At 44.5% G+C, this 22,237-nt stretch carries 18 protein-coding genes and 3 pseudogenes; 14 read left to right on the forward strand and 7 right to left on the reverse strand.

Going from position 1 to position 22,237, the window contains the following annotated elements; all coding sequences use genetic code 11:
* Positions 1-817: 817 nt before the first annotated feature.
* Positions 818-1,045, reverse strand: coding sequence for a hypothetical protein (locus RRV97_RS03085; protein ID WP_315611946.1), 228 nt, complete (start codon positions 1,043-1,045; stop codon positions 818-820).
* Positions 1,024-1,373: pseudogene (locus RRV97_RS11470) on the reverse strand (plasmid recombination protein). Before RRV97_RS11470 ends, RRV97_RS03085 begins: the two are co-directional and overlap by 22 nt.
* Before the next feature lie 378 nt (positions 1,374-1,751).
* On the opposite strand from RRV97_RS11470, the gene RRV97_RS03090 reads away from it, so the two are divergent.
* Positions 1,752-1,913 (forward strand): hypothetical protein, encoded by a 162-nt coding sequence (locus RRV97_RS03090; protein ID WP_159068594.1) that lies wholly within the window; start codon positions 1,752-1,754, stop codon positions 1,911-1,913.
* A gap of 401 nt (positions 1,914-2,314) precedes the next feature.
* Here the strand turns inward: RRV97_RS03090 and RRV97_RS03095 are convergent.
* The 3 genes and pseudogenes from RRV97_RS03095 to RRV97_RS03105 all read right to left on the reverse strand — a co-directional run.
* Positions 2,315-2,395: pseudogene (locus RRV97_RS03095) on the reverse strand (hypothetical protein); the annotation flags it as partial.
* 54 nt (positions 2,396-2,449) lie between these two features.
* On the reverse strand, positions 2,450-3,421 hold the full coding sequence (locus tag RRV97_RS03100) for a transposase (RefSeq protein WP_315611947.1): 972 nt from the start codon (positions 3,419-3,421) through the stop codon (positions 2,450-2,452).
* Positions 3,422-3,458: 37 nt separating this feature from the next.
* Entirely contained in the window at positions 3,459-4,667 is a 1,209-nt protein-coding gene (locus RRV97_RS03105) for an IS4-like element ISVsa5 family transposase (RefSeq protein WP_001339197.1), read from the reverse strand.
* 642 nt (positions 4,668-5,309) lie between these two features.
* Here RRV97_RS03105 and RRV97_RS03110 point away from each other — a divergent pair.
* The 8 genes and pseudogenes from RRV97_RS03110 (at position 5,310) to RRV97_RS03140 (ending at position 15,759) form a co-directional block, all read left to right on the forward strand.
* Positions 5,310-7,862: a type VI secretion system Vgr family protein gene (locus RRV97_RS03110; protein ID WP_315611948.1), complete on the forward strand. Its 2,553-nt coding sequence runs from the start codon at positions 5,310-5,312 to the stop codon at positions 7,860-7,862.
* The gene (locus RRV97_RS03115; protein WP_315611949.1) at positions 7,862-9,421 is read left to right on the forward strand and encodes a hypothetical protein; all 1,560 of its coding nucleotides are present in this window, start codon (positions 7,862-7,864) and stop codon (positions 9,419-9,421) included. Before RRV97_RS03110 ends, RRV97_RS03115 begins: the two co-directional genes overlap by 1 nt.
* A gap of 17 nt (positions 9,422-9,438) precedes the next feature.
* The gene (locus tag RRV97_RS03120; RefSeq protein WP_315611950.1) at positions 9,439-10,674 is read left to right on the forward strand and encodes a type VI immunity family protein; all 1,236 of its coding nucleotides are present in this window, start codon (positions 9,439-9,441) and stop codon (positions 10,672-10,674) included.
* Between the two features lie 570 nt (positions 10,675-11,244).
* Complete coding sequence (gene vgrG, locus RRV97_RS03125; RefSeq protein WP_315611951.1) at positions 11,245-14,307, forward strand: type VI secretion system tip protein VgrG; 3,063 nt, start codon at positions 11,245-11,247, stop codon at positions 14,305-14,307.
* 5 nt (positions 14,308-14,312) lie between these two features.
* A complete protein-coding gene (locus tag RRV97_RS11475; protein ID WP_410505879.1) occupies positions 14,313-14,708 on the forward strand; it encodes a pentapeptide repeat-containing protein in 396 nt (131 codons plus the stop codon).
* Positions 14,709-14,748: 40 nt separating this feature from the next.
* A pseudogene (locus tag RRV97_RS03130) lies at positions 14,749-14,889 on the forward strand (RHS repeat-associated core domain-containing protein); the annotation flags it as partial.
* A gap of 140 nt (positions 14,890-15,029) precedes the next feature.
* Positions 15,030-15,449, forward strand: a complete 420-nt coding sequence (locus RRV97_RS03135; RefSeq protein ID WP_315611952.1) for a hypothetical protein — start codon at positions 15,030-15,032, stop codon at positions 15,447-15,449.
* A 43-nt stretch (positions 15,450-15,492) separates the two neighbouring features.
* Complete coding sequence (locus RRV97_RS03140) at positions 15,493-15,759, forward strand: RHS domain-containing protein (protein WP_315611953.1); 267 nt, start codon at positions 15,493-15,495, stop codon at positions 15,757-15,759.
* A 610-nt stretch (positions 15,760-16,369) separates the two neighbouring features.
* On the opposite strand, the gene RRV97_RS03145 is transcribed toward RRV97_RS03140, so the two are convergent.
* Positions 16,370-17,272, reverse strand: a complete 903-nt coding sequence (locus RRV97_RS03145) for a LysR family transcriptional regulator (protein WP_315611954.1) — start codon at positions 17,270-17,272, stop codon at positions 16,370-16,372.
* A 199-nt stretch (positions 17,273-17,471) separates the two neighbouring features.
* Between RRV97_RS03145 and hchA the strand changes: the two genes are divergently transcribed.
* Both hchA and RRV97_RS03155 read left to right on the forward strand, forming a co-directional pair.
* On the forward strand, positions 17,472-18,275 hold the full coding sequence (gene hchA, locus RRV97_RS03150) for a glyoxalase III HchA (protein WP_315611955.1): 804 nt from the start codon (positions 17,472-17,474) through the stop codon (positions 18,273-18,275).
* Positions 18,276-18,438: 163 nt separating this feature from the next.
* On the forward strand, positions 18,439-18,612 hold the full coding sequence (locus RRV97_RS03155) for a hypothetical protein (RefSeq protein ID WP_315611956.1): 174 nt from the start codon (positions 18,439-18,441) through the stop codon (positions 18,610-18,612).
* 500 nt (positions 18,613-19,112) lie between these two features.
* Here RRV97_RS03155 and RRV97_RS03160 read toward each other — a convergent pair whose 3' ends face one another.
* Positions 19,113-19,415, reverse strand: coding sequence for a hypothetical protein (locus RRV97_RS03160; protein ID WP_315611957.1), 303 nt, complete (start codon positions 19,413-19,415; stop codon positions 19,113-19,115).
* A 44-nt stretch (positions 19,416-19,459) separates the two neighbouring features.
* On the opposite strand from RRV97_RS03160, the gene RRV97_RS03165 reads away from it, so the two are divergent.
* The 3 genes from RRV97_RS03165 (at position 19,460) to RRV97_RS03175 (ending at position 21,859) form a co-directional block, all read left to right on the forward strand.
* The gene (locus RRV97_RS03165; protein WP_315611958.1) at positions 19,460-19,735 is read left to right on the forward strand and encodes a T6SS immunity protein Tli4 family protein; all 276 of its coding nucleotides are present in this window, start codon (positions 19,460-19,462) and stop codon (positions 19,733-19,735) included.
* A 139-nt stretch (positions 19,736-19,874) separates the two neighbouring features.
* Positions 19,875-21,038 (forward strand): DUF6396 domain-containing protein, encoded by a 1,164-nt coding sequence (locus RRV97_RS03170; protein ID WP_315611959.1) that lies wholly within the window; start codon positions 19,875-19,877, stop codon positions 21,036-21,038.
* A gap of 59 nt (positions 21,039-21,097) precedes the next feature.
* The gene (locus RRV97_RS03175) at positions 21,098-21,859 is read left to right on the forward strand and encodes a DUF3304 domain-containing protein (protein ID WP_315611960.1); all 762 of its coding nucleotides are present in this window, start codon (positions 21,098-21,100) and stop codon (positions 21,857-21,859) included.
* Positions 21,860-22,237 lie beyond the last annotated feature (378 nt).

Below are 22,237 nucleotides of genomic sequence, written 5' to 3' on the forward strand. Positions count from 1 at the left end.
GTGCGTTTTAGGGCTTCGGGCAGAGTAGCCCCCAATACTTTGGCGATATTGCCCGGATACGGCTTTCTCGCGCCCGCAATGCGGGTCTCCGCTTCCGCTACGGCTTCTGCCCCGTAGGTCTCTATCAGCCATGCGGCTGTTCGCCTGTCACGCTCGTTCTCAACAATCATTCGTGCCCCACATTCAATTTCAAAAAGTCGTACAGTTGAAAGCCAAAAATAGAGCCGGTAGGCTCTTATTTTTCTGTTTTAGTGTTTTAGTGTTTTCATCGCTAGAAATATATTAATTTCAATAATTTGTATATTTATACGACAAGAGATTTACGGTCAAAAGACAAGAGATTTACGGCTTATTTCCAGTATTTGACGGGCAATTTAAAACAATCCGTAGGTGGTAAATTTGGGTACGATAGGGGGGTTCATATGGGCACAATAGGGGGGGTGTATTTGGGCAGAATATGGGGGCTTTTAGCGCAGAATATGGGGGTGTATTTGGGCACAATACGAAGTAAATTTCCTAACCTTACGAAGTAAATTTCCTAACCTTTCGGGTAGGGGAGCCCCCAATACTTTGGCGATATTACCCTCATATAGGGGGGTGAATTTGGGTACAAAACGACTGAAACCATACAAACTGCACTTTTTTCAACCTTATGGGTGAATTCATTGATGTTAGTCGGTGAATTTGTTGATGTTACATGCCAAAATCGCCGTATAGATTGTATTCTTCTTCCTCTTCCGGCTGCTGTCGCTGCAATATTTCCTGCCATCTTTCCTGATCGATATGGCAAGGCATACGACCGCCGTTCTGCACCTCCTTAAAAATCTTGGCTTCGTATTGCCGTCAACCTTGCGTTTTCCTCTCTGTATGCTTGAACTTCATTCTCGTACTGCTTCTGCTTCAGGTTGAAATCACGCTCACGCTGCTTAACTAGGGCTTCAAATGCTTCTTTCTGCTCGTCCAGCACTCTTTGCTGTTCCTCTAATCTTTCCCGTTGCCTGAGGACTTCGGCATCCCTTGCCCTTAAAACAGCAAGCTCATCCAACAACGGTTTTGTATTTTGCCTGACGGCTTCGCTCCCATATTCCCGTCCTGTGTGTACGGCATCACAAATGCCGACAAGTGCGGCGTCGTCTCATCTTCATGCAACGAGCAGACGACTATATTTTTTTCCCGAACTTGTTTTCTAAAAAACCGACCGACCGGTTAATCCATTCTTCCTTTGTCCCTCTACTGGCCGCTTTAAAAAAATCGGGGGATGCAGTCAAGACAAATTCGATACAGCGTACCGCGTCTGATCTGCGTTTTTTCCCGTTAACCGTTTCAGGGATGTTTGCCCGAAAATACTCGATGGCTTCATCTGTGGTCGTCAAAAAATAATGCCGGTTCTGATTTGTCCTGCTGCCGTCTGCATTATAAATGCTTAGTTATTTGAAAAAAAAGGTGTACAAAAATCTCGAATTCTGGATATATATAAATATATTATATATATACCAATTATAAAAGAATAATATTTAATATTTATATACAAAGTGCGTTTCTTTCACACACACTCAGCCAAAACCGGAACAGTTGAAATCAGTTTGTCGATGACCTCAACACACTTCAGCCAAAACAGAAACCGTTGACATCAATCCGTCGATGACTTCCACACACTTCAGCCAAAAACCAAAGTCCCATTTTTATCCCTAAATTTTTCGGAAAGAAAAAAACACTATAATGTTGGGTATTGATATGTGAAGGAATCCACCATGAACCTAAAAGCTTTCGATTTGATGATTAACTTCGCTCTAAAAGGAAACTTTGTTGTGGTTTTGGAAAATACATTGAATACGTTTTGCAAAAAACTTGAAGAGTCCGATGTTGCGGTTAGAGAAGCAGCTGCTACTTTGATAGATGAAACTTTATTTTGAGCCGAAGTTCTGGGTTAAAAACGGACTGATTGTCCGGAAAGACAGTTGTTCGAAGGTGATTACATTTACGGTGCAGACGGTTGCGGGTTCTTGCCATCAAAATTAACAGAGTTCCGAGAATATTGCCGGAAACAGTACCAAAAGTTTAAGGACGAAGAAGTTTTGGTTAACCGATATGCAATCGATATTTTAGGCATGTCAGAGTCGCCATATGATGACCACCATGTGACTTCAGTCAAATATTTTGTTTATTGACATCCTCCCCCGCCTAAAGGCGGGGGATTCCTACTGCGGTCGGCAGTGTTCTGCCAAACCGCTTCGGCGGGTTCGTGCTGCTGACAACCTTACCGCATTGTTCACTTCACACGCGCTACGGGCATGTCCTGCCCTGATTTGACTGCTTATTGCGCCGCCAAGATTTCCTGACCGCGTCGTAATATATTTATCGCCCCAACCACATCCGCATTTTCCGTATAGCCGCATTCTACGCATTCAAATACAGCCTGCGTTTGGCGGTTTCCCTTTGCGGTATAACCTCAACAAGGACAGGTTCTACTTGTATTTTGCGGCGGTACAGCAATCAGATGTCCGCCATTCCAAGCCAACTTATACGCCAACTGCCGTCTGAACTCAAACCAAGACTGATCCAGTATCATCCGGTTCAAACCTGATTTCTGTTTCACGTTTTTACCGTACTGTTCAACATCTCCTTTGGCGGATTTGGACATGTTTGTTACCTGCAAATCTTCAACGTACACAATCGCGTGGCTTTGGCTGATTTGGCTGCTGATTTGGTGCAAGTAGTTTTTACGGATATTGCTGATTTTGTGGTGCAATTTGGCGATTTCCGCCTTTAATTTCTGCCAGTTTTGGCTAAATTTAACCTTGTTTTTAAGTCGGCGTTGTAGTTTTGCCAGTTTGCCTTTCAGGTTCTTAAATGCGTTAATCGGTTCAAAATGTTCGCCGTTGGATAGCGTAGCGAAGCGCACGATGCCCATATCGATACCGATTTCTCCGCCTTTGGGTTGCGGTGTTTTTTGTTCAAATTCTGTTTGAACGAAGATATACCACTTACCGCATTTTCGGCTGACGGTTACGTTCTTCATTTCGCCGACAATGGCACGGCTGTTGCGATAACGTATCCAACCGATTTTGGGCAAATAGATACGATTATTTTGTTGTTCCAATTTGCAACCTTGCGGAAATCTGAAACTGTCTTTTTCGCCCTTGCGTTTGAATTTTGGAAAGTCCGAACGTTTGGCAAAGAAATTTTTGAACGCGCTTTCTAGATCTTTCAAAGCGTGCTGCAAAACCTGACTGTGGCAATCTTTTAGCCAAGTTAATTCACATTTCCATTCAGGCAGCAAATTCGCAATTTTGTTGTAACTAAATTTGAATGATTTGTCTGCTTCGTATTGTTCATTTTGATACGCCAAAGCGCGATTGAATACAAAACGGGAACAACCGCAAAACTGCTTAAGTCTGCGGATTTGTGCGCCGTTGGGCATGATTTCGAACTTAAAGGCTTTGCGCTGAGAGATCCCCTCATAATTTCCCCAAAGCGTAACCATGTGTGAATAAATTTTGAGCTAGTAGGGTTGCAGCCACGAGTAAGTCTTCCCTTGTTATTGTGTAGCCAGAATGCCGCAAAACTTCCATGCCTAAGCGAACTGTTGAGAGTACGTTTCGATTTCTGACTGTGTTAGCCTGGAAGTGCTTGTCCCAACCTTGTTTCTGAGCATGAACGCCCGCAAGCCAACATGTTAGTTGAAGCATCAGGGCGATTAGCAGCATGATATCAAAACGCTCTGAGCTGCTCGTTCGGCTATGGCGTAGGCCTAGTCCGTAGGCAGGACTTTTCAAGTCTCGGAAGGTTTCTTCAATCTGCATTCGCTTCGAATAGATATTAACAAGTTGTTTGGGTGTTCGAATTTCAACAGGTAAGTTAGTTGCTAGAACCCATGGCTCCTTTGCCGACGCTGAGTAGATTTTAGGTGACGGGTGGTGACAATGAGTCCGTGTCGAGCGCTGATTTTTTCGGCCTTTAGAGCGAGATTTATACAATAGAATTTGGCATGAGATTGGATTGCTTTTAGTCAGCCTCTTATAGCCTAAAGTCTTTGAGTGACTAGATGACATATCATGTAAGTTGCTGATAGGTTTCCAGTTTTCCGCTCCTAGGTCTGCATATTGTACTTTTCCTCTTACTCGACTTAACCAGTACCAACCCAGCTTCTCAACGGATTTATACCATGGCACTTTAAAGCCAGCATCACTGACAATGAGCGGTGTGGTGTTACTCGGTAGAATGCTCGCAAGGTCGGCTAGAAATTGGTCATGAGCTTTCTTTGAACATTGCTCTGAAAGCGGGAACGCTTTCTCATAAAGAGTAACAGAACGACCGTGTAGTGCGACTGAAGCTCGCAATACCATAAGTCGTTTTTGCTCACGAATATCAGACCAGTCAACAAGTACAATGGGCATCGTATTGCCCGAACAGATAAAGCTAGCATGCCAACGGTATACAGCGAGTCGCTCTTTGTGGAGGTGACGATTACCTAACAATCGGTCGATTCGTTTGATGTTATGTTTTGTTCTCGCTTTGGTTGGCAGGTTACGGCCAAGTTCGGTAAGAGTGAGAGTTTTACAGTCAAGTAATGCGTGGCAAGCCAACGTTAAGCTGTTGAGTCGTTTTAAGTGTAATTCGGGGCAGAATTGGTAAAGAGAGTCGTGTAAAATATCGAGTTCGCACATCTTGTTGTCTGATTATTGATTTTTCGCGAAACCATTTGATCATATGACAAGATGTGTATCCACCTTAACTTAATGATTTTTACCAAAATCATTAGGGGATTCATCAGGGCTTTGCGTATCATCATAGTGGTATGATTATACCTTTGATTTGTGTTTGTGCCTTATATCCCCACCCTGAAGGGCGAGGTTTTACGGCACAAGCTGATAAAAAGCCCACTGTTGATGCGGTGGGTGGAGGGGAATTGAGAGAATGTTTTGGCGTTACTGGAGTGTACCGTTCAACCGGATTTGCTCGGGTATTACAGGCTTCAGCAAAATATAAATTTAACATAATATAAATTAATTTCCTTTTCCCTATTCTTCTACAAATTCCGCTGTTTTGTTCCTATATCTCAAATGAGAATTAATGATACTCAAGAGAGTGTGTTCATAGTACTCCAATTTTTAGTATAAAATCAATAGGTTTTAAGCTGCTTAATTTACCACTTTTTCCCTGAATGGTGGAATAGGGCAGGGTAAAATGACTCTTTATCCCTTATTTCAACCGTTCAGACGGCCTTTTTCCCATTCATCCCATTCGCTTTACCATCGGTATTATCCCCGTTACCATACAGTGTTCATCGTCAGTCGGATATTACCCTTATGACCGCCCGCCAATCCTACCACCTCATCTTTGCCCGTTTTTTCCCCTCACTTTCAGTCCGCTCCTTCAGCGCATCAGAAGCAGTCAATACCGCTTACCGTGTCGAAATCACCGCCACCTCTACCGATTCCTCCCTGCCGCTGTCTTCCTACCTCAACCAGCGCGCAGCGTTTGAGATTCGTCCGCAGGAAGGCTTACTGTCGGAAGTGGTCAGTGCATTCGGGGCTGCTTCAGACGACCCGCCTGCGAAGCAATGGCAGGGCATTATCACCTCATGCGAGAAACTGTCCGTCTCCAAGGATGAAACCGTTTACCGCTTTGTTTTAGAGCCGCGTTTCGCGGCAATGAAACATTTCCAAACCTCCCGGCTGTTCCAACACCAAACCGTCCCCGACATCGTTGCAGCGGTCTTCAAACACCACGGCTTCTCCGGTGTCGACTACCGTTTCCAAAAGAGCCGCAACTACAGCGTCCGCGAGTATGTGACCCAGTATCTCGAAAGCGACTTCGACTTTATCAACCGTCTGTGTGAAGAAGAAGGCATCTGGTATGCCTTCGAACAGCATGAACAACATGGCGACGTAGTCGTCTTCGGCGACAGTCCCGAGCACTATTTGCGCAGCCAAGGCTTACCCGTTTCCTACCGCCCCCATGCCGGATTGGAGAGTGTCGGTACCGAAGCACTGTTCAACTTAAGCATCTGCCACAACCCCATTGTCGAAGGCATACGCACGTCTGACTACAACTACCGCAGCGCCGATACCGACCTCTTTGCCGAAACCGACAACAAACAATCCGAAGAATCTGCCGACAATACCGTCTTATTGGGCAAACAGCAGCATTGGGGCCTTCATCCCAAAACCCCCGACGAAGCCCAAGTTCAGACGACCCTGTTGAACGAAGCCGTCCTCTGCCGCCAAACCGTCGCTGCCGGCAGCGGCAACGTCGTCTCCATGACGCCGATGAAGGTGTTCCAAACCGATGTCTCCTTCCCCGAAGCACCCGACGGCTGGCTGGTGCTCAGTATGGAACACAGCGGCAGCCGCGATACCGCCTACAGCCATACCTTTACCGCCATTCCCGCCCAACTCGCCTACCGTCCCAAACGCACCACCCCGCGTCCGCATATCGATGGTACCTTACCGGCACGGGTAACCGCGGCGGAGAACTGCACCTATGCCTATATCGACGATATGGGCCGCTACCGGGTCAAACTGCCGTTTGATTTGGACGAATGGAGTCCGGGCGGGGAAAGCCGTCCCGTCCGACTGGCCAAACCCTATGCCGGTCCCGAATACGGCATCCACTTCCCATTACACGAAGGCACCGAAGTGATGCTGTCCTTCGTACAGGGCAACCCCGACCGTCCGTATATCTCCGGCGTCATGCACGACAGCGCCCACCCCGACCACATTCCTGCCGATTGGAATACAAGGAACGTCATCCGTACCTGGGCGAACAACAAACTGAGGATGGAAGACCAAAAAGGTCAGGAACACATCAAACTCGCCACCGACTACCAAAAATCCCAACTCAACCTCGGCCATATCGTCGACTCAAACCGCAACAAACGCGGAGAGAACGGAGAGGGCTTCGAACTCAGAACCGACGGCTGGGGTGCCGTACGGGCAGGTAAGGGCATACTCGTCAGTGCACAAAACCAAGATGCCGGCGGCAAAGTGCTGGATATGGACGATGCCATCTCCCAACTCGAACAGGCACTCTCCCTCGCCAAAAGCCTGAACAAAGCCGCCCAAACCGCCAACAACCACCACACCGATGAAGAAACCCAAAGGGGCCGTCTGAAAGACGCCCTCAAAGACCTGAAAGAGGCCGGTTTGATCCAAACCGCCCCGGCCGGTATTGCCACCGCAACAGAGCAAAGCCAACTGCACACCGCCAATGAAAACATCCACCTCGTCAGCGGGGCAAACACCGACATTACCGCCGGCCAAAGCCTGACCGCCCATGCGGCAGAGAGCCTTAACCTGTTTGCGCAAAGCAGCGGCATCAAGATGCAGGCCAACCAAGGTAAAGTAGAAGTTCAGGCACAAAATGACGAATTACAGCTGAATGCTTTGAAGGATGCAACGTTAACCAGCAGCGCAGGGAAAGTCACCATTGCGGCAAAGGAAGAGATTTTGATTACCTGCAAGGGGGCGTATATCAAGCTGAGCAACGGGGAGGTTGAGATAGGTAGTCCGAAGGTGGTGCGGGTGAGGGCTCCGTTGGTGGTGAATGGGGCCAACGGAATAAAACATAAGATATCTGATTTTAAACAAAATTATAGTGGCGGATACATTATCTATGATGAAAAAACAGGCCTTCCTATTACAAATTTGCCATATGAATTGACGACAGAAAATAACGAAAAACTTAAAGGTATAACCAATATGGAGGGGAAAACCATCATGGCGTTTACAGATAAACCTGAAAAAGTAAAAATCGACATACAGAAACACTCTTCCGAACGTAAGAGAACTCTATATTTCGCTGGGGTGGAGTCAATGGATTTATATCTTGAATGGACTGAAAATGAAGGGGCTCAATAATGACACTGATTACCACCGTTAACGAGAATGAAAAATACGCAAAACTACCAAGCCGCTTGAACTATGGGTATATTTATATCAAAGCGGACATAACCATGAAGACGGTTAAACAATCCCGACGAGGCAAAGAATATCAAAGTCGCTTTTCTGCTTTGATTCGTGCGGATGAGTACCTTAATTCCCATAAATGGGAGTATAAGGCAGAATCTAAATGGGAAATTCCCAAAGATGATCTAGCAATGCCCATTCCCGTTCTATCTTCCAGTAAAACAGATGGACAGCATCGATCGGTTTATTATGGAATTAGATCGAAAGGTGTATTAAAAAACTCATCTTTTGTACGTACCGACCTTGTTATCCTGAAAGATAAAAATCTGATGTGGATAGGTAAAAAATGGGATGGCAGCAGTTTGACAGCCGACGATCCCATTTTTCGAACTCCGAATCATAAAAAAAACAAATGGTACATGCAAGATTTCCCAGACAATTTATTACGCATTGTCGAAATCAAATTCCAGTATGAAAATGGCAAAAGTGATGAATGGGGGAAATCACAAGAAAGAAATTATTTGAGAATCTTGAGAGGTAAATCAAAAAATCTTATCCGTATGAATGCGAAGGATTTAGGCCTGACGTTGTTGCATATTAGTTCGTCTGAAGGGAGAAAGACTCATGAAACTGCAACCGAACTAGCTCCGGTATTTACTCAAGAACCAAATCGCAATGGAGCATTTAGATGGGAGAAATGGGCAAATGCTCCTGCAACTTCCAAAGCAGGAGATCAGAATTTGACCCCTCTTCTTTCTCCTCAAAAACAATCACAATTGGAGTATAGCCCTGAAACCTTAAAGCTATTCCAAGATATCCCTTGGCTAAATGGCAAAAAAGGTAGTTTCCACGCAACACAGGATATACTTTTCTGGCAAAATGAAGACAATGACACATCAAAGCCGTTAGCTGATAAGCAGAGCATGCTGAAGGCATTAAAATACCTTCAGCAAGAATCTGATCTTGATGCATTGACTTTGGTATCTGCCGAAAAAATCGAAACAAAGGTTCTTATTCGTGGTGAAGATGTTTTGATGTTGATTATAGAAATTACCATTGCGGGCTTTGTATCTGTTTTTTTAGCACCTATTATTGTGGAAATGCTTCCTGCCGTTCTGCCGCTTTTAGCGATGGCTGCCCGCGCACCACAACTAGGATTAAATATTGTGAGAAGCGGCTCCGTTGTGGCAGCTGGATTAGGCCTATGGAGCAGTGCAAATGCTGAGACTATTGATTTTACTGATGAAGAAATAGAAGAGGCAGTTGAGAAGAAAATAGAGCTCCTTCATCAATTTGACTTGGGCTATACCTTATTTCATTTCAAAGAAGGAATACCTGTTGTAGAAGGAAATACTTATACCATTGATCAAGTTGCATATATCAGAGATGCAAGCAAAGAAGAGTATGATGCCAGTCCTCATGTAACCATAGTAGGTTGTAATGGGGAAATTATCACCAGCAAAGAAGAAGCCCGCAACAGTTGCGCCGCCGGATACAAATCTTCATTTTAATTAAGCAAGGAAAATCCATGAATGATACCGAAAAGAAACTCATCGCCATCCACTATATCGCCGACCGCAGCAAACGCAACAACGAACATGGCTTTACCCTGTTGAAACTGGGCATACGTGGCGCAATCTATTTTAATACCCGTGATGATGTCGCCGATGCCTTAACCGCTCTGATGGATTTCTATTACGAATGGTCGAAAGACAAGCTGACAATAGCTAGGCACGAAAGAGGCCATAGGGATATTAAAAAAGTCAAACTGACCGAAAAATCATATCTGAAAGAACGGGATACAATCTACCGGTGGTTGGACAATCGGGAGGAAAATCCGCCAGAGGTGATGTGGGGAATGCAAAGTGAGCATGCAGATACCAGCGCATCCTATTATTTCGACATTACCTCTATTGCCGCAGGTTTAGTTAATGAAGCCCATATGCCGCTAGGCACCCTACTTTTTAACCTGCCACTGGAAATTTTGTCTTCCCCCAAAGATTTGGCAAAATTGGATGAGTTTGTCGACAAGATTGCAGAGAAGCTGGATGTGTTCCACGGCTATATCGGTCTGGCAGCAATTCCACCGCATAACTATTACGACGGTGCACCGTACGAATACGGGGTGTGTCGCGAGAATTTCGGTCTGATTCCGGTTACGACTGATTATCTGTCAACGTTTTATAGATACAACATACGCAGTATCAGTTGGTATACATTGGTTGGCAGGGAACTTTACGGACAGCTACCGGCAGGCAGGATAGAGCCTGTTTTGGCAAATCATCCCGATATTAAGATGCGTGATATAGCAGGTATCAAAGTTTTCAAAATTGGCAACTTGCCTGAAACCGGAGATATCCACGAAGATTTACCCTTGGGCTACATTGCGCTAAACCGCGCTTTAGAACCGATACGTGAAAAATACCCCCGTGAAAATATGGGCGGCATTACCCGCGAACAGATGTATTATTGGTCGAGAAGATGGGACGGTTGGGAAGTGGAAGAAAAAGACGGCAAGAAGATCTACACCCAAGCACCACAGGAAATCATCGGTGTCGAGGAAGAGCCTGTTCCAATTTCGGGCATATGGAGAATTACTAGCTTTAACGGCGAAACCCGTCATTTCAATAAAGGCGAAATCTTCCCCGAAGGAGAGGGTGAGAGAACGCAAAAAGCACTTCTCGGCCCCCAAATGGGTCTGACGATTTGGGAACTTGTCAAAGGAGACCATGACGAGCCGTTGCGTAGAAAACCTATATGGTAAAGCCAGGCCATAAACAATCTGTCGGCAGGTGGGTCTAAAAAATAACACCGAAGCAATCCCTGAATAAAGTCTTGGACAAATTACTTATTGAAATAATCGGAGACTTTAACAACAAGGGATTTATTGAGAAAAAGCTGGGGCAATTGATAAAAGGCCGTCTGAAAAACCTTTCAGACGGCCTTTTTGTTTTTGAATTCTGTATGTGATTGAACTACTGAGCGAAACAGGAGTTAGCAGACTAAAATAGTAGAGTTATGAATTTAACATAATATAAATTATGTAGTTTTTCCCTATACCTAACAATCGCCGTTGTTTATTCCTATTTGTTAACTATTGGTTAATCTTAAAAGATTCCGTATAGTACTCCAATTTTTAGTATAAAATCAATAGGTTTTAAGCTGCTTAATTTACCACTTTTTCCCTGAATGGTGGAATAGGGCAGGGTAAAATGGTATTTTATCCCTTATTTCAACCGTTCAGACGGCCTTTTCCCCATTCATCCCATTCGCTTTACCATCGGTATTATCCCCGTTACCATACAGTGTTCATCGTCAGTCGGATATTACCCTTATGACCGCCCGCCAATCCTACCACCTCATCTTTGCCCGTTTTTTCCCCTCACTTTCAGTCCGCTCCTTCAGCGCATCAGAAGCAGTCAATACCGCTTACCGTGTCGAAATCACCGCCACCTCTACCGATTCCTCCCTGCCGCTGTCTTCCTACCTCAACCAGCGCGCAGCGTTTGAGATTCGTCCGCAGGAAGGCTTACTGTCGGAAGTAGTCAGTGCATTCGGGTCTGCTTCAGACGATCCCCCGGCGAAGCAATGGCAGGGCATTATCACCTCATGCGAGAAGTTGTCCGTTTCCAAGGATGAAACCGTTTACCGCTTTGTTTTAGAGCCGCGTTTCGCGGCAATGAAACATTTCCAAACCTCCCGGCTGTTCCAACACCAAACCGTCCCCGACATCGTTGCAGCGGTCTTCAAACACCACGGCTTCTCCGGTGTCGACTACCGTTTCCAAAAGAGCCGCAACTACAGCGTCCGCGAGTATGTGACCCAGTATCTCGAAAGCGACTTCGACTTTATCAACCGTCTGTGTGAAGAAGAAGGCATCTGGTATGCCTTCGAACAGCATGAACAACATGGCGACGTAGTCGTCTTCGGCGACAGTCCCGAGCACTATTTGCGCAGCCAAGGCTTACCCGTTTCCTACCGCCCCCATGCCGGATTGGAGAGTGTCGGTACCGAAGCACTGTTCAACTTAAGCATCTGCCACAACCCCATTGTCGAAGGCATACGCACGTCTGACTACAACTACCGCAGCGCCGATACCGACCTCTTTGCCGAAACCGACAACAAACAATCCGAAGAATCTGCCGACAATACCGTCTTATTGGGCAAACAGCAGCATTGGGGCCTTCATCCCAAAACCCCCGACGAAGCCCAAGTTCAGACGACCCTGTTGAACGAAGCCGTCCTCTGCCGCCAAACCGTCGCTGCCGGCAGCGGCAACGTCGTCTCCATGACGCCGATGAAGGTGTTCCAAACCGATGTCTCCTTCCCCGAAGCACCCGACGGCTGGCTGGTGCTCAGTATGGAACACAGCGGCAGCCGCGATACCGCCTACAGCCATACCTTTACCGCCATTCCCGCCCAACTCGCCTACCGTCCCGAACGCACCACCCCGCGTCCGCATATCGATGGTACCTTACCGGCACGGGTGACCGCGGCGGAAAACTGCACCTACGCCTACATCGACGACATGGGCCGCTACCGCGTCAAACTGCCGTTTGACCTGGACGAATGGAGTCCGGGCGGGGAAAGCCGTCCCGTCCGACTGGCCAAACCCTATGCCGGTCCCGAATACGGCATCCACTTCCCATTACACGAAGGCACCGAAGTGATGCTTTCCTTCGTCCAAGGCAACCCCGACCGTCCGTATATCTCCGGCGTCATGCACGACAGCGCCCACCCCGACCACATTCCTGCCGATTGGAATACAAGGAACGTCATCCGTACCTGGGCGAACAACAAACTGAGGATGGAAGACCAAAAAGGTCAGGAACACATCAAACTCGCCACCGACTACCAAAAATCCCAACTCAACCTCGGCCATATCGTCGACTCAAACCGCAACAAACGCGGAGAGAACGGAGAGGGCTTCGAACTCAGAACCGACGGTTGGGGTGCCGTACGGGCGGGTAAGGGCATACTCGTCAGTGCACAAAACCAAGATGCCGGCGGCAAAGTGCTGGATATGGATGATGCCATCGCACAAATCGAACAGGCACTCTCCCTCGCCAAAAGCCTGAACAAAGCCGCCCAAACCGCCGACAACCACAATACCGATGAAGAGACCCAAAGGGGCCGTCTGAAAGACGCCCTCAAAGACCTGAAAGAGGCCGGTTTGATCCAAACCGCCCCGGCCGGTATTGCCACCGCAACAGAGCAAAGCCAACTGCACACCGCCAATGAAAACATCCACCTCGTCAGCGGGGCAAACACCGACATTACCGCCGGCCAAAGCCTGACCGCCCATGCGGCAGAGAGCCTTAACCTGTTTGCGCAAAGCAGCGGCATCAAGATGCAGGCGAATCAGGGTAAAGTGGAAGTTCAGGCACAGAATGACGAGTTGCAGCTGAATGCCTTAAAGGATGCAACGTTAACCAGCAGCGCAGGGAAGATTACCATTGCGACGTGGGACGGCAGCCGCCTGCTACAGGAGTACCGCAAAGACCGTACCTACACCTATGTTTATACCGAAGACCGAAACTATGAACCCCTTGCCCAAATTACCACCTACAATGGCTCGGATAAGGCACGAGAAATCCTGTACTACCACAACGATCAAATCGGCATCCCGCGCGAGATGACCGATGAGGAAGGCAATATTGTTTGGAGCGGTGACTATAGCGGTTGGGGCAAACTGATCCGGGAGGAACGTCTGAAATCAGACATATACCAACCTATCCGCCTGCAGAATCAGCATTATGATGAAGAGACGGGGCTGCATTACAACTTCTTCCGTTACTATGACCCGGAGATTGGGCGGTTTACGCAGCAGGATCCGATTAAGCTAGAGGGAGGAGAAAATCTTTATACATTTTCGACAAATATACAAAATATGATGGACCCTTGGGGATTAAATGCTGTTGGCATAGCCAAAGGGGCATTATCTATGATTGCAATTGATACAATGACTCCAGACCCCACTGATGCGGCATTGCCTAAATGGATTGCATATGGGGTGCTTGGAGCTGCTGCAACGGGTGTCGTTGCATTATCGGAAAGCGATACATGCACAGGAAAATGCCAGGAAGAAAAAAAACGTAAGAAATGTTTAGATGCTACAGTAAACAACATTAAAATGGTTACAGCAAAAACATCTTATCTAACATTACAAAAAAGTGTTTCCATCCCTGCTGTTGCGAGATACACAGCATTGATTGAAAGAGGTAGTATTGCCCCTCCAGTTAAAATGGATGGAAATACTATTGTAGATGGTAACCATAAAATGGTAGCTGGATTATTGTGTAATCAAATACCTGCTAGTACCCCAGGAACTGCTCCATTATCTAAACCAAGAATACCTTTGAGAGACATACAACCAGACCCTATAGATTGGTGGTAATAAAAATGATATCTAATGACATTCAAGAATTACTTAAAAATATTACAAAGTCTCTAATTAAAATCGAAACAAAAGAATTAGATGTCTTAATTTCTAGACAGTTAACCCATATAGATAATATTGATTTTCACAGATACGAAATATCCCATAGGGAAATTAGAAGTCTCAAATTTTCTTTCTGTTCATTTCGTGGTGCTTTCATAAGCCATAGTTCCTTTACTAATTGTAATTTTATTAATTGTTCTTTTATTACGGCAATAGTTTGTAATACAAAATTTACTAATTGTACATTTATTAATTGTGTATTCAGATCAATGCATATACAAGATAATTTAATATCTAACTGCTCTTTTCAAAACTGCTATATAGAAGATAATATATTTTCTACAAATAAAACATAAGGGGCCGTACTAGATTAGCAGATATGTTACCCTCGAAAAAGGTCGTCTGAAACTGGATATACATCAACCCTTCCGTCTACAGAATCAGCATTATGATGAAGAGACGGGGCTGCATTACAACTTCTTCCGCTACTATGATTCGGAGATTGGGCGGTTTGTAAGTCAGGATCCGATTGGTTTGCATAAAAAGAAGCGTTGCTGTAATGGCGATCCTTGGCAAATCCACATTTAGGTAAAGGGGGGCTACACAGTATTTTATTGAAAACATGGATAAAATAAATATAAAATCAACCAATAAATTGATTAAATATGGTAAATGATATGAATAACTTACAAGTATCTATGAATCATAAAAAAATTGCGATAGATAATATAGTTATTGATTTTATGGAGAAATTTCCTAATAAATTAAAGGAGCTTTTTACACTTTCTGGAAACAGCTATGTATTTGATAGGGAAATCACATACCTAAGTGAAAAAGCAAATATAATAATCGTTATCTCTCATAAAATTGAAATTTATATTATATTTAAAGATTATGTTTATTTAGATAATACTATACTTAATTCGAAGATTATTCGTAGGTTTATTAAGAAATATCCTATTTGGGCTTCAAGTTATGAGCTTATCAACCCAATGAAATTAGAATTTAAGAATTCGAATATCGTATGGGATTATTTAAGTTTCACTTATGATGCAAAGCAAGCTGCAATAACTCTTTTGATCACTACATTAAATTAGCTAAATTCTTAAGAAATTCGTAGGTTTAGAATCGTATGATTAATTGATCATTGATCATCTGGGCACGCCGATTGCAGCACACAATGTAAAAGGTGAAGCCGTATGGACAGCCGAATACGAAGCATGGGGTAGAATCTGTAATGAAAACCGTTTCAGAAGGCCTCAAAGTCCACATTCTGTTCAGTATCATGGTGAAAAGAACAGGCTGCACTACAACCGTTTTATTACAACTAAAAGAACGCTGGATAAAATTAAAAGAACCAGGGATTTAACAACAAGGAATTTGTTGAGAAAAAGCTGGAGCATTTGATAAAAGGCCGTACAGGAATTATCAGACTGAAAAACCTTTCAGGCGGCCTTTTACTTTTGAATTTTGTAAGTGATTATACTACTGAGCGAAACAGGAGTTAGCAGACTAAAATACTAGCATTATGAATTTAACATAATATAAATTAATTTCCTTTTCCCTATTCTTCTATAAATTCCGCTGTTTTGTTCCTATATGTCAAATGAGAATTAATGATACTCAAGAGAGTGTGCTCATAGTACTCCAATTTTTAGTATAAAATCAATAGGTTTTAAGCTGCTTAATTTTACTGTGACTCTACCACTGAATTAATGAAGTTGCGGGCTGTTTTTTGCTTTTCAGACAACCTTATGGTTTAAAGAGGTCGTCTGAAACCCCAAAAAGCAGTAGGTAGGCTTGGTTAATAAATCAAATGCTTTAGAAAAATGAAACGGTTTGTTGGGTCTCAACCCAAGCTAGGCTTGCTCAAACAACTGCGTAAACAGGTGCATTTTGATGAAATTATGGCGGGGAGTTATATTTTGATGAGAAAAAAAGTCAATTCTACATGATGTTGAAAGCGGTTGCGAATAAGCAATCGTGAGACAAAATGGCAAGATGAACTCACCATTTTTTATGCTTGAACTATTTTCGCTAATAAAATCTCTTTTAGCCTGTCATACACCCACATTATCCGCTCCGCAACAATCGTTTGATATGGTCGATATAAATAAAGCTGCCATTTTTGCTTTTCAATTTCAGGGAAGAGTTCCACCAATTGACCATTTTTCAAATAGGGATCACAAACGCTGTTTATAAGATAAGAGCAAGAGCGTCCAGCTAGCGCAGATTGCAGTTCGCTTTGCACATCTGAAGCGAAAAAAATCGTGTGGTTTGGCATAAAGCGTTGTTCAGCGTTGATTTGCCATTGCCAAATGCGTTTCAGTTTGGGATCAATCAAACCACTCAGCGGATAATTTTGGGCTAAATCTTGCAAATCTTTAGGGAAATCTAACCGCTTGAGCAAAGCAGGGGAGGCGACAATTTTTTCCGAAAAAGTGCAGATATGCTGTGCCACCCAATCCAGCTCAGGTTCTTGGCAAATTCGCAAACCAATGTCAATTTGGTCATCCACACTTTTGAGCTTATCAATGCCCACCCGCCAATCAATCACAATGTCGGAGTAGGGCTCAAGTGCGGTCAATAATTCAAACAGAATTTCATCGTTATAAGGCATTGGCGGCAGGGTAATCCGCACCACACCTTGCATTGCTTTTTCTTTTACATTGTTTTTAGCAAATAGCCGTTCGCCTTCCGCCAAATATTGCGTCGCTTTCGGCAAAAATTGTTTGCCAAATTCAGTGAGCTTGATGTTTCGCGTGTTACGTTTGAACAAACTTTCACCTAATAAGGCTTCGAGATCGGCGATCATTCTTGTGACAACTTGAGGCGAAACGGCGAGCCGCTGAGCGGTTTCACGAAAATTAAAGGTTTCGGCAGCGGAGCAAAAATAGCGAAGGGCTTCTAGTTTATTCACCATTATTCCTTTTTTCAGAATAGTTTATTCTTGTTTTATTAATTTTCGAGTCAGAAAACTAGGGTTATACTGCATCTCGTTACAACAAACAACACTTTTTTAAATTCCCTTTTAATATAGGAGAACAACATGACAGATTTAAAAAAAACCTGTAGCAGACCGTGCAGAACACAATGCATTTTTTCCTTCAGAATACTCTTTGAGCCAATATGTAGCGAAAAAAACCGATTTTAACGGTTTCAAGTTTGATAAACCTTACACAGGTGGCAAACACAAAGTATTGATGGTGGCTTCTGACGAACGCTATTTAGAAATGAAAAATGGCAAATTATTCTCAACAGGTAATCACCCCGTAGAAACCTTGTTGCCCCTGTTGCACATTCACCATGCGGGATTTGAAATCGAAGTGGCGACCTTATCAGGTAACTCAGTCAAATTTGAAATGTGGGCGATGCCGACCGAAGATAAAGCGGTAACCGATTTATATGAAACTTACTTGCCAAAATTCAAAAATCCACACAAATTAGCCGATATTTTGGCGGAAGTCACCGCGGAAGATTCACCATACTTGGGCGTATTAATTCCAGGCGGTCACGCAGCATTACACGGCTTACCATTCAGCACCGACATGAAAGCAGTGCTAAACTGGGTATTTAAAAATGATAAATATATCATTAGTTTATGCCACGGCCCTGCTGCATTCTTAGCAGCAAGCATAGGCGAAAAACCTGAAGATTTCCCATTCAACGGCTATGAAATCTGCGTATTCCCAGATGCGTTAGACGAAGGTGCAAACGTGGATATCGGCTACATTCCGGGCAAATTACAATGGTTATTGGCAGAACGTTTAGAAGCTTTAGGCGTAAAAGTGTTGAATGAAGGCATTACCGGTCAAGTGAACAAAGATCGTAATGTGCTAACTGGTGACAGCCCGCTTGCTTCAAATAATCTTGGAATTTTAGCGGCAGATGAGTTGTTGAAAAAAGTAGCTAGCTTGGGTTGATTCATTCAATCTAGCTAGTCCAAACAAAAACAGTCCGCAACTTCAAAATGAAGTTGCGGACTGTTTTTTTGTTTTTCATCGGTGGTCTGAAAAATAATCATGGCGAAGCTATTTATAATGGCTGGTTCTACGATAGCGGTATCAACCAAGAAGGTTGGCGCGGTTGAAAACTGAGCGATTCACAAACCGCCGAGCCAAACGCACGCAATATCATGCTTTCCAAATGGTCGATGACGTATTACTTTATAAGGCCGAAGGCGCAGAAGAGTTCTCCCGTTTCTTTGCGATTCCAGGTTTGAACCACTGTGATGGCAGCGTCGATTTGCGCTTATTATAAGTAATTGTACTACTGAAGAAACAGGAGTTAGCAGACTAAAATAGTAGAGTTATTAATTTAACATAATATAAATTAAGGATGTTTTCCCTATTCCTACATCAAATTCGCTTTTTGTTCCTGATTGTTAACTGAGAGTTAATGATACTCTAGAGGGTAGGTCAATAATACTCCAATTTTTAGTATAAAATCAATAGGTTTAAAGAGAAATTTGGTGGTCCAATCATGCTGTCACTCTACAACTTGATTATTGGATAGTGGAGTAGGGTAGAGAGTAAGGAGCTTATCATGATACCAACCACCTTAACTCATAGACTGCTACTCTATCACTGATTGCGGGCTTAATGGAATAGGATGAGCTAGGATTTTAAATTACCTGAAACTGCCTTTCAGACTGCTTTCTTCCCGTTAATCCTTCCCCCTTTACCATCGACATCATGAAAGATACTATATCAAACTCATTGTCATACCTTAATTGCCGGCCAGTTTATCGCCAAGGAAAATTATGTTCCGCCGTATTTCACTGATCTCCACACTCCAGCGGCTATTTCTATATCCCTTCTAATAATGGCAAAGAGCCTGCCAACTGGAAGGAGAAAGAAAAAGAAATGCTCGACGGAATGGAGAAAAAATACTGCGCCGACTTCGTCAAAGGCTTGCGCGAACGGCAGGAATACGAAGTGCCGAACCAAAATGGCATCTGCCTGATCCGGGGCTTCATCGCCGACGACGGCAGTAAACCCTTTCAAGCAAACACCGGTGTACGCTTTGCCAGACAGACCGATATGCGGCTGGAAATACTGCATGGCGCGGTGCTGCAGCCGGGGGGGCAGCCCTGCTCGAACGCGACTTGGTTTCCGAAAAAAGCGCACTGGCAAAAATCTTTAAAATCACAGGCTACCGCACCATCCGTCAAGGCAAACTCAATATCAACGGCATGTCCGGTACGGAAAAGCTGATCAAATGGCAGGGCAATAAATATATGCTGATATGGGAACGGGACGGCGGCAATCCTCGCATCATGATGAAATTCGGCGCAGACAGGGCAGAAGGGACGAAACGCAGTGAAACCGAAATCCTCGCTATTTGGGACACCGTGCTGCCGACGTTGAAGCCGGTTGAGTAGAGATTAGACTGATAAACGCAGATACAGAATTGAACATATTCACTGAAAAGCACAAATTGCGCAAAGATTTACGGAAATTGCATTCCTTGTGTGAATTTTTACGCCCGAAGACCGACACTTCCCGATTGGACTGACCATCATGAACAAACCCCTCAAATACACCCTGATTGTCTTAGGCTGTCTGGCAGCAATGTTTATTTGGTTTCTCCTTTGGCTGCAATGCAATCCCATCCATATAGGCGGTGCAAATGGTCATGTTAAACCCGCGTATTGCAGCATAGGGGAAAAATGGCAAGAAAAACAACGGAAGAAGGAAACCATAAAAACTGTCGAAGAAATCAAAAAAAATCCCGAGTTTACCTGTGTGCATGAAAAACGCCCACCTCTATCCGAGGAAACACAGCAACTCTACAACTACGCGCTGCACCGTGATTTGAACCATATGTGGCCCGGCCAAAGGGGAGACGGTTTTTGGGATGAACTGTTGCCGTATTACCGCATTGCCGCCGCCAACGGCGACTATAAGGCAAACGTACGGCTGCAGTTCCTGCTCAGCGACGGCTGGACGAAGGTTCCCTATATTGAGGCTGAAACTGAAGTCCACAAATTGTATAAAATGCTGCACAAACAACTTCCAGCTACCGCCTACTATCTGCTCAAAGGCTATATCGAAGATGGCTACGGTGTCAGTACGCCCCCCGACAGCGAGCTGGCATTTTTACGCAAGGCTGCGGATATGGGCAGCAGGGAAGCGCAATATGTACTGGCGGAAAAAATAGCTTGGCTTGATGACGAACCGACGCGGGAGTTTAGGTTGGAATTGATGCGGAAAATCTATCAATGCGCCTCTGAACAGGGGCAGGGAGATGCCTCTGTTAATTTAGGGATTAATTTACAAGGGAGGAAAAGGTACAACGAAGCAGTAAAGACATTTCATCAAGGAGTCAAGAATGGAAACTCAATGTCGGCTAGCTTGATTTCTCAAGGTTTTGGAAGAGATAACGCAAATACTTCTGAAGGTACTTCATATTATTTAGACTTAAAATTTGACTTAGAACGCGCCCGTCGTTACGACATCATTAATACCTATCTTTCAGATTACGGATTCATGTCGCCGACCGTTCCTGATTTGGATGACATCGTCCCGCTACCGCCGGCACCTTTACCCGAATGGGACGGCAAAATTGCCTTTCAACGCTGGGTAGAGGGGAATGAGCCACCAAAACCCTCTGATGAACTGCTCAAGAAGCTGGCGGATAAAGCAGGAGTAGATGTTAAAACCGGGTTACCGTTATCCGAATAGCTAGGTACTGCACCTCCTGGCGTTTATTTTATCAATCTTGATTAATCAGATACGAATAAATGCAACTTTATCCCTATATACTGCTTCCCCTTTCCTTGTCCTCCTGCTTGCAGATAGATCCCAAACCGTCTGGCGATATCCCTGTTTCCGTCCGCAGCGTCAATTACAACGCCGATAGGGGCGTTACCTTCAGTCTTTACGATGTGGGCGGTGAAGCCGATCCGCAAATCAAGGAGAATCCGAACAACCCCATCGATATGGACGGTTATTATCCCGTTGGCGGTGACAATCTGACCACCCTTGCGGGAGGCGGCATTAATTGTTGTGTAAACCTTCCCGCCAAGTGGCGGCCGGATCTGAAATATACCGTTTTATGGCAGGAGGGGTCGGGGGCGATTGACGACGAGACGACGTACCGTTATACGGCGCAGTTGCCTGAATATACGAAACCCGAAGACATTACGGTAGCGTTTTATCCGAACCATCAGGTGGAATTCGTATTAGGTAGCGCAATGGCTGGCGAGGCAGGATGGAAGGGGCGTGAGAAGGCAGATCCGCTGACGGCATGTATGGCAAAGAACGAGAAGAAGTTCTGCTATATGTATTTACCACATTATGAGAATGTGGATGATCAGTTTGCGGAACGTCGCCGTATTGCTTGTCGAAGTGTTTTTGCAGGGAAAGAGCCAAAATTTTTGATTATCAACAAGCAAGAATGTTTAGATTGGGAAAAAAGATGTTTGGCAGGTCTTGAATATCAGGAAATTTCCGATAAGGAAATGTGTAGAATCAACTGGCGTTCGCCTGAATATGGAGAATAAAACTAGATGGCACAAATTGCTTATTGAAATAACCAGAGACTTTAACAAAGAAAGACTTGTTGAGAAAGGGCTGGGGAATATAAACAACGAGGCCGTCTGAAAAACCTTTCTGACGGCCTTTTACTTTTGAGTTTTGTAAGTGATTGAACTACTGAGAGAAACAGGAGTTAGCAGACTAAAATACTAGTATTATGAATTTAACATAATATAAATTAATTTCCTTTTCCCTATTCTTCTACAAATTCCGCTGTTTTGTTCCTATATGTCAAATGAGAATTAATGATACTCAAGAGAGTGTGCTCATAGTACTCCAATTTTTAGTATCAAATCAATAGGTTTTAAGCTGCTTAATTTTACTGTAACTCTACCACTGAATTA

Origin of the sequence: Neisseria sp. DTU_2021_1001991_1_SI_NGA_ILE_055 (assembly GCF_032342915.1) — a bacterium.
Classification (GTDB): Bacteria; Pseudomonadota; Gammaproteobacteria; order Burkholderiales; family Neisseriaceae; genus Neisseria.

What these genes read in the sequence shown, in the direction of transcription:
- RRV97_RS03090 (WP_159068594.1), top strand. Translation starts at nt 1,752, where the DNA reads ATGAACCTAAAAGCTTTCGATTTGATGATTAACTTCGCTCTAAAAGGA.
- RRV97_RS03100 (WP_315611947.1), bottom strand. Translation starts at nt 3,421, where the DNA reads ATGCCCAACGGCGCACAAATCCGCAGACTTAAGCAGTTTTGCGGTTGT.
- RRV97_RS03105 (WP_001339197.1), bottom strand. Translation starts at nt 4,667, where the DNA reads ATGTGCGAACTCGATATTTTACACGACTCTCTTTACCAATTCTGCCCC.
- RRV97_RS03110 (WP_315611948.1), top strand. Translation starts at nt 5,310, where the DNA reads ATGACCGCCCGCCAATCCTACCACCTCATCTTTGCCCGTTTTTTCCCC.
- RRV97_RS03115 (WP_315611949.1), top strand. Translation starts at nt 7,862, where the DNA reads ATGACACTGATTACCACCGTTAACGAGAATGAAAAATACGCAAAACTA.
- RRV97_RS03120 (WP_315611950.1), top strand. Translation starts at nt 9,439, where the DNA reads ATGAATGATACCGAAAAGAAACTCATCGCCATCCACTATATCGCCGAC.
- vgrG (WP_315611951.1), top strand. Translation starts at nt 11,245, where the DNA reads ATGACCGCCCGCCAATCCTACCACCTCATCTTTGCCCGTTTTTTCCCC.
- RRV97_RS11475 (WP_410505879.1), top strand. Translation starts at nt 14,313, where the DNA reads ATGATATCTAATGACATTCAAGAATTACTTAAAAATATTACAAAGTCT.
- RRV97_RS03135 (WP_315611952.1), top strand. Translation starts at nt 15,030, where the DNA reads ATGAATAACTTACAAGTATCTATGAATCATAAAAAAATTGCGATAGAT.
- RRV97_RS03160 (WP_315611957.1), bottom strand. Translation starts at nt 19,415, where the DNA reads ATGCAGTATTTCCAGCCGCATATCGGTCTGTCTGGCAAAGCGTACACC.
- RRV97_RS03170 (WP_315611959.1), top strand. Translation starts at nt 19,875, where the DNA reads ATGAACAAACCCCTCAAATACACCCTGATTGTCTTAGGCTGTCTGGCA.
- RRV97_RS03175 (WP_315611960.1), top strand. Translation starts at nt 21,098, where the DNA reads ATGCAACTTTATCCCTATATACTGCTTCCCCTTTCCTTGTCCTCCTGC.